The following is a 6,728-nucleotide window of genomic DNA, read 5'->3' on the forward strand; positions in this document are numbered from 1 at the left end:
CCTCCTCACCAAGTTCGAAGCCAAGAAATCCGCCTACGGTTATTCCTACGGCTACGAATACGGATACTCATACGGCAAGGAGGACGAAGGCAAGAGTGCCTGACGCCAAACCAGCTCGCACCGCGAAAGCGAGTGCCTCGGCCGCGGGCGGAGCTTCCGCGTCCGGTTTTTCGCTGCCGCTGGGCAGACGGACCCGTTACGTCATTGCTGCCCTCGCAGTGCTGAGCGGCGTGGCCAGCGGGGTCTATTCGCTGGGTTCGGCGATGGCGCGACGGTCGATCGATCTCGCCTATGCGGTCGATCCGTCCAATCCGGTGATCGCGGGCCGCTTTGCCCTCTCCGAGGTATCAAACCCGATCCAAGGTGATCGTCCGACCAATTTTCGCGAAGTCGCTGCGCGCGCGCTGGAGCAAGACCCGACTGCGGTCGACGCTGCGGTCGCGATCGGCCTTGCGAGCCAGCTCAACAACCAACCGGCGCAAACCGACGAAGCATTCGCCTATGCGCTGCGGATGTCGCGCCGCGAGACCCGCGCGCATATCTGGGCGATCGAGCAGGCGGCCATGCGGGGCGACATCCGCGGCGCGCTGGAGCACTACGACCTCGCGCTTCGGACCGAAGAGAACGCAACCGACGTCCTCTTCCCGACGCTGGCCAGTGCGGCAAGCGAGCCGCTGGTGCGCAAGGAACTCATCCGCCTGTTTCGCAGCAACCCGCCATGGGGTCAGAACTTCATCAATGTTGCGGCGATGAGCGCCAGTAACCCGAAGGATATCGCGCTGCTGGTCGAAGAACTGCGGCGTGCGGGCACCAAGATCGCCTATCCCGCCGATCAGCTGCTTGCGACCAACCTGTACAACCGGGGCTTCCGCCAGGACGCCTGGGATTACTACACCAGCCGGATCAACCGGAAGCCAGGCACGATCCGGCCCTTCAGCCAGACGCGGGCCTATTCGACATCCTTCGACTGGAAGCTGGACGAACCGACGGGCATCCTGCCCACGATTATCCGTTCGGGGGACGATTACGTCCTCGACGTGAGCAAGGTCCCATCATCATCGGGTGCGGTCGCCAGTCAGGCATTGCGGCTCGCCCCGGGCCGCTATCACCTTGCGGGCAGCTTCGAGGCGCCGCAGGGAAGCGATCGTTCCGCCTATCGCTGGGAAATCGCCTGCACGGATGGCCAGCCCTTCGCGATGGCGGACCTGGCCGAAGGGCAGGGCACGCAGGCCTATCGCACAGCCTTCACCGTGCCCGCCGACTGCCCGCAGCAGACGCTGACGCTCACGGCGCGCCAGTCGAGCGGATTCCAGGCGCAGAACACGTCCTTCGCCAGCCCCACGATCACGCGGGTCGGCGCGGGCTCTAACTGAGCGGGGGAAGCCCGACGCGCAGCCGCTCGATCAGCGCGACACCTTCCGCCGTGCCCTCTTCAGGCGACCAGTCGGCAGGCTCCTTCGCCAGTTCGGGCCTGAACGGCCCCTGCTTTACTTCGAGCAGGATTGCGCCATCATCCAGCGCGACCACCGTGTGCCACGCCTCGGGCGGCAGGGTAATGCCGAAAGGCGCATCGCCGTGCTCGCCGAAAATCTTGCTGGACAGGACCTCTCCCGCATCGTCGAATACGAAACAGGCAAAGCTTCCGCGCAGCGCACTCAGATGCTCGACTTTCGGATCGAGGCTATGGCGGTGCGGGCGGATGTAGCTGTCGGACGCAACCGCATTGACCATCATCTGCACCGGGTCGGAGTGGTCGGCGTGGATGCAATAGTGCATCCGCCGCCGGTCGGACCGGAGCGCCGCCTCGCTCAACTCGTCGAGGAAGGCAGGGGTGAGATCGGCGAGATTAGGCATGCTGTCGCTCCTCGGTCGTCTCGTCGCCAAGCTCGACGATCCATTCTTCCAGACTGGCGATTAACGCAGCGCGGTTGAAATGGGCCTGTGCGTAGGCACGCCCGTTCCTGCCAAGCTCGGCGCGCTCTTCACGCGACATGTGCATCATTGTGCGGACATTGTCTGCCAGTGTGCGGTAGTCGCCAGCGGGTGCAGTCATCCCGGCTTCGGCCTCACGGATGACGCGCCCGCCTTCGCCGTTGAACATGCCGAGCAGCGGGCGGCCGGAGGCAAGGTAGGACTGGACCTTGCCGGGGATGGTCATCGACCAGATCGGCTCGTCACGCAGCGTCACCAGCAGCGCGTCGGCGGCGCTGAAGAAGGATGGCATGCGTTCGAGCGGGTGACGGCCCGCGAAGATCACCTTGTCCCCCAGCCCGCGCCTGGCGACCTCGGCGCGCGCATCTTCGCCCGCACGCCCGTCGCCCACGATGATCCAGCGCAGGCCCGGCTCGTCACGCAGCACGTCGGCTGCTTCGATGATCGCCGGAATGTCCTGTGCCTGGCCCAGATTACCGGCGAACATCACCTTGAAGTCGTCCGCATAGGGAGAGAGCTCGGGCGGAGGGGCGAGCCCGTCGACCGCGTTCTGAAACACGGGCTCGGGCCAGCCGGGGAAATAACGGATCGTGTCCGTGCCGCCCGCATAGCGCTCGACATTGTCGTAGAAGGCGCGCGACTGGACGAGGATGCGGGCGCAGCGCTTGTAGATGAAGCTGACCAGCTTGCCGACCAGCCCCAGCAGCGCGGGCGATTTGACCACCCCGATGGCGGAAAGCGTATCGGGCCACAGGTCGAGGACCCACATCAGCACCGGCGCGCGCTTGCGCCAGCCGATCCACAGCGCGGGCAGCGCCGAGGTGATCGGCGAGGTCTGGAACACGAAGATCGCGTCGAAGCGCTGGCCGCGCAGCTTGCCGGGGCCGAAGATCGTGCCTGAAAACGCAAAGCTGAGATAGTTGAGCATCAGCTTCAAGCTGCTGTTCCCGCGCGGAATCACCGGCACGCGGTGCACGGGGGCTCCTTCGAAGCTGGCGTATTTCTCGGGATGGTCGCGGAAGTCGGGGAAGACCTCGCCATCCGGATAGTTCGGCAGGCCGGTCAGCACGGTGACCTCATGGCCGCGCGCGATCAGTTCGCTGGCGAGGTCGTTCACACGGAAACCCTCGGGCCAGAAATACTGGCTGAGGATGAGAATCTTCAGCTTGCGGGCGTCATCCGCGGGGACATCAGCCGCTCCTTGGGCCGCCGGATGGCGGATATCGTTCATCGCTTGCCCCCTTTGCGTGTCAGGCGGCGGGGATCGGCTCAAGGAGGTAGCTGTCGCGGCGGATCGTCTTGATCAGCAGACCACGCAGCGGCGGTGAGATCGGCTCTGGCTTGCCTTCGGCATGGCCCACCACCTTGTATCCCGCTTCGGCAAACAGCTCGCGCCATTGCTCGTTGGAGCGGAAGCGCACGCCGACGCCGAAGGTGTTGGCGCGCAGTGCGGGCACAACCTTGCCGATCGCGCTGCCCACTGCCGAAAGCAGGCTGCTCGAGGTGATTTCGAAGATCCACCGCCCGCTCAGGTGCGGGACGAAGCTCTGGTAGATATATTCGTTCACGAACACGCGCCGGGCCTTGCCGTGCCACGCCTTGAGCGCCTGGATCTGCAAGCGCCGCGTCTCCGCCTCGTTCTTACCGACGAGGTGGTGGAGGATCAGGTTGAAGCAGACCACGTCCTCGTCGCCGGTCGGCTCCGGGGCAAGCGCATCGCCCAGTTCGGCGTCGACGCCGATCTCGTGGCATTTCGCGACCGAGCGGGTGTCCATGTCGAGCACGCGGGTGCGATAGCCATGGACGTCGGTCAGGCTGCGCGCGAAGAAGCCGCAGCCGCCGCCGATATCGACGATCGCCTTGGCGCCCGAATCCGCGTCGTTGAGGTTGCCGAAGTCGCGCACCTGATCTTCGACGAATTCGTCGTGGTAGAAGGCTTCGATCTGGGCATCCGCCAGCTTCTTCTGCGTCACCATCTCGTTCATCGGATTTCCTTGCTCCGCGGCGTGATTATCGGCCCCGCTCCGCCGCGTATCGCAGGTCGATATATGCCCCCGGCCCCTGCGAGTCCATGCAGGCGGCCCGGCGTCGGCCTGCGCGTCAGTATTCCTTCCAGACCGTGCGGCGCACGTAATCGGTGTAGGAATGGATGATCCGCACCACCTTCGCCGAGACGTTGGGCATCGAATAATCCGCAACCAGCCGCAGATCGCGCTCTTCGCCGCGCGCCTGCGAGGCGATGATTTCGAGGCCCTGCTCGACCCGGTCGATGCTGAGCCCGGTCATCATCACCGTGCCTTCTTCCATCCCCTCGGGCCGCTCGTGCGCCTCGCGGATGTTGAGCGCGGGGAAGTTGAGGATCGAGGATTCCTCGGTGATCGTGCCGCTGTCCGACAGCACGGCGCGGGCCGATTTCTGCAGCCGCACATAGTCGTGGAAGCCCAGCGGCTTTAGCAGGCGCACGTTGGGATGGAATTCCACCCCCGCCCGGTCGATCCGGTTCTGGGTGCGCGGATGGGTCGAGACGATCACCGGCCGGTCGTAGGTTTCGGCGATCCGGTTGAGGATCGCGACCAGCCGAAGGAAGTTCGCATCGCTCTCGATATTCTCCTCGCGGTGCGCGCTGACCACGAAGTACTCATGCTCCTCGAGCTTGAGCCGGTCGAGCACGTCGGACGCGTCGATCCGGTCCATATAGGCGTGCAGCACCTCGTACATCGGGCTGCCGGTCTTGATCACGCGATCGGGCGGCAGGCCTTCGGCGAGCAGGTATTCGCGCGCAATATCGCTGTAGGTCAGGTTGATATCGGCGGTGTGGTCCACGATCCGGCGGTTGATTTCCTCCGGCACGCGCTGGTCGAAGCAGCGATTGCCCGCCTCCATGTGGAACACGGGGATCTTGGCGCGCTTGGCCGGGAGGACGGACAGGCAGCTGTTCGTGTCGCCCAGCACCAGCAGCGCTTCGGGCTGGACCTCCTTGAGCAGCTTTTCCATCCCGATCATGATGTTGCCGATCGTCGCGACCGGCGCTCCGGCAACGGCTGCGTGGAGGAAATGGTCGGGCTTGCGGATGCCCAGATCGTCGAAGAAGACCTGGCTCAGCTCGTAATCGTGGTTCTGCCCGGTGTGGACCAGAATATGCTCGCACGCCTCGTCCAGCGCGATCAGCACGCGCGACAGGCGGATGATCTCGGGCCGTGTCCCGACGACCGTCATGACCTTCATCTTGCCCATAATCTCAAACCTTCTCGGCGATGGTATCGGGCCGGTCGCGATCGAAAATCTCGTTCGCCCAGAGCATGCAGATCAGCTCGTCCTCGCCGATATTGGTGATATTGTGCGTCCAGCCTGGAATGGTCTCGACAATCTTGGCCTCGCCGCCCTTCGTCACCACCTCGTAGGTTTCGCCGGTGACGATATGGCGAAAGCCGAAATGGGCGGTGCCCTGGATGACCAGGAATTTCTCCGCCTTGGTGTGGTGGTAGTGATCGCCGCGGGTCACGCCCGGGCCGGAGGTGAAGTAGGAGAACTGCCCGGCATCGGGCGTCTTGAGCATCTCCACGAAGGCCCCGCGCGGGTCCGCATGGATCGGCAGGCCGTAGCTGAACTGCTCGGGCTCGAGATAGCTCAGGTAGGTCGAATAGAGCGCGCGGGTAAGCCCGGTTCCCACGCGCGGAGAGACCAGCGTGTCGCGGCTGCCGGGGAAGCTGCGGATCGTCTCCGCGACTTCGCCCACCGTGGTCTCGTAAACCGGCTGCACCTCGTGAAAGCCGCTGTCGCGGGTCGCGCCGTCTTCCAGCAGCGCGACGAAAGCGGCGACCACATCGTCGACATAGACCAGCCGCAGCGGCGCGACGGGATCGTTGACCGTGATCTCCAGCCCGTGCGCGATATTGTGGCAGAAGGTCGCAACCGCGGAATTGTAGTTGGGGCGCGCCCATTTGCCGAACACGTTGGGCAGGCGATAGATCAGCACCGGCGCGCCGGTTGCCTCGCCGTGGCGCTCCAGCGCCTGTTCGGCCCCGCGCTTGCTCTCCCCATAGGGATTATCGGCGGCGGCCTGGATCGAGGAGGTATAGGCGATCGGCGCGGTATTGCCCGCTGCGGCCAGCGCTTCGCACACCTCACTGGTGAAATCGCGGTTGCCGGTCGCGAAGTCCGCCGGGTCCTGCGGCCGGTTCACACCTGCCAGATGGAACACGAAATCGGCGCGTTTCGCCGCGTCGGCGAGATCGGACGCATCGTGGCCGCGCCCGATCGGGATCACTTCGTGGCCGAGCTCGCCCAGCCGGATCGTGAGGTTGCGGCCGATAAAGCCCTCGGCCCCGGTCACCAGCGCAATGCTCATCCCAGCAGCTCCATCTCGGCGTCTTCGCCATTCACCAGCCGGACGATGAAGGGCAGCTTCATCAGCAGCTGCTTCATCCCTTCGACGTCGAGCTGGTGGGTGTTGTGGGAGTTGTATTCCTCGCCCGTGCTCAGGCGCTTCTCGCCCTCGTCGACGAACTTTTCGTAGTTGAGGTCGCGCCCGTCGGGGGGCACGCGGTAATATTCGCCCAGATCCTCGGCCACCGCGCGCTCTTCGCGGCTGAGCAGCGATTCGTGCAGCTTCTCGCCATGGCGGGTGCCGATGATGCGGATCTCGTGCTCCGGCTTGCCAAGCATCTGGCGCAGCGCCTCGGCGAGGATCCCCACAGTCGCACCGGGTGCCTTCTGGACGAAGATGTCGCCATTATTGCCATGCTCGAACGCGTAGAGGACCAGCTCGATCGCATCGTCGAGCGTCATCATGAAGC

At 64.8% G+C, this 6,728-nt stretch carries 7 protein-coding genes; 1 reads left to right on the plus strand and 6 read right to left on the minus strand.

What is annotated here, in order from left to right; genetic code table 11:
- Positions 1–218: 218 nt before the first annotated feature.
- Positions 219–1,373 (plus strand): tetratricopeptide repeat protein, encoded by a 1,155-nt coding sequence (locus K7H93_RS15775; protein WP_230784426.1) that lies wholly within the window; start codon positions 219–221, stop codon positions 1,371–1,373.
- On the opposite strand, the gene K7H93_RS15780 is transcribed toward K7H93_RS15775, so the two are convergent.
- From K7H93_RS15780 to K7H93_RS15805, 6 genes are all read right to left on the minus strand, one after another.
- Positions 1,366–1,854, minus strand: a complete 489-nt coding sequence (locus K7H93_RS15780) for a WbuC family cupin fold metalloprotein (protein ID WP_230784427.1) — start codon at positions 1,852–1,854, stop codon at positions 1,366–1,368. The two genes, K7H93_RS15775 and K7H93_RS15780, sit on opposite strands and share 8 nt — an antisense overlap.
- Positions 1,847–3,163: a glycosyltransferase family 4 protein gene (locus K7H93_RS15785; RefSeq protein ID WP_230784428.1), complete on the minus strand. Its 1,317-nt coding sequence runs from the start codon at positions 3,161–3,163 to the stop codon at positions 1,847–1,849. The genes K7H93_RS15780 and K7H93_RS15785 overlap by 8 nt, the downstream gene beginning before the upstream one ends.
- Positions 3,164–3,182: 19 nt before the next feature.
- Entirely contained in the window at positions 3,183–3,917 is a 735-nt protein-coding gene (locus K7H93_RS15790) for a class I SAM-dependent methyltransferase (RefSeq protein ID WP_230784429.1), read from the minus strand.
- 115 nt (positions 3,918–4,032) lie between these two features.
- Positions 4,033–5,157, minus strand: coding sequence for a non-hydrolyzing UDP-N-acetylglucosamine 2-epimerase (wecB, locus tag K7H93_RS15795; protein ID WP_230784430.1), 1,125 nt, complete (start codon positions 5,155–5,157; stop codon positions 4,033–4,035).
- Between the two features lie 13 nt (positions 5,158–5,170).
- The gene (gene wbjC / locus K7H93_RS15800) at positions 5,171–6,280 is read right to left on the minus strand and encodes a UDP-2-acetamido-2,6-beta-L-arabino-hexul-4-ose reductase (RefSeq protein ID WP_230784431.1); all 1,110 of its coding nucleotides are present in this window, start codon (positions 6,278–6,280) and stop codon (positions 5,171–5,173) included.
- Positions 6,277–6,728, minus strand: a 452-nt coding sequence (locus tag K7H93_RS15805) for a polysaccharide biosynthesis protein (RefSeq protein WP_230784432.1), incomplete at its 5' end; no start/stop codon positions are given. The genes K7H93_RS15805 and wbjC, both read right to left, overlap by 4 nt.

Source organism: Citromicrobium bathyomarinum, assembly GCF_021021475.1.
Taxonomy (GTDB): domain Bacteria; phylum Pseudomonadota; class Alphaproteobacteria; order Sphingomonadales; family Sphingomonadaceae; genus Alteriqipengyuania; species Alteriqipengyuania bathyomarina.

Excerpts from the sequence above, each read along its gene's own strand:
- wecB (WP_230784430.1), bottom strand. The coding sequence starts at position 5,157 with ATGAAGGTCATGACGGTCGTCGGGACACGGCCCGAGATCATCCGCCTG.
- wbjC (WP_230784431.1), bottom strand. The coding sequence starts at position 6,280 with ATGAGCATTGCGCTGGTGACCGGGGCCGAGGGCTTTATCGGCCGCAAC.
- K7H93_RS15785 (WP_230784428.1), bottom strand. The coding sequence starts at position 3,163 with ATGAACGATATCCGCCATCCGGCGGCCCAAGGAGCGGCTGATGTCCCC.
- K7H93_RS15780 (WP_230784427.1), bottom strand. The coding sequence starts at position 1,854 with ATGCCTAATCTCGCCGATCTCACCCCTGCCTTCCTCGACGAGTTGAGC.
- K7H93_RS15790 (WP_230784429.1), bottom strand. The coding sequence starts at position 3,917 with ATGAACGAGATGGTGACGCAGAAGAAGCTGGCGGATGCCCAGATCGAA.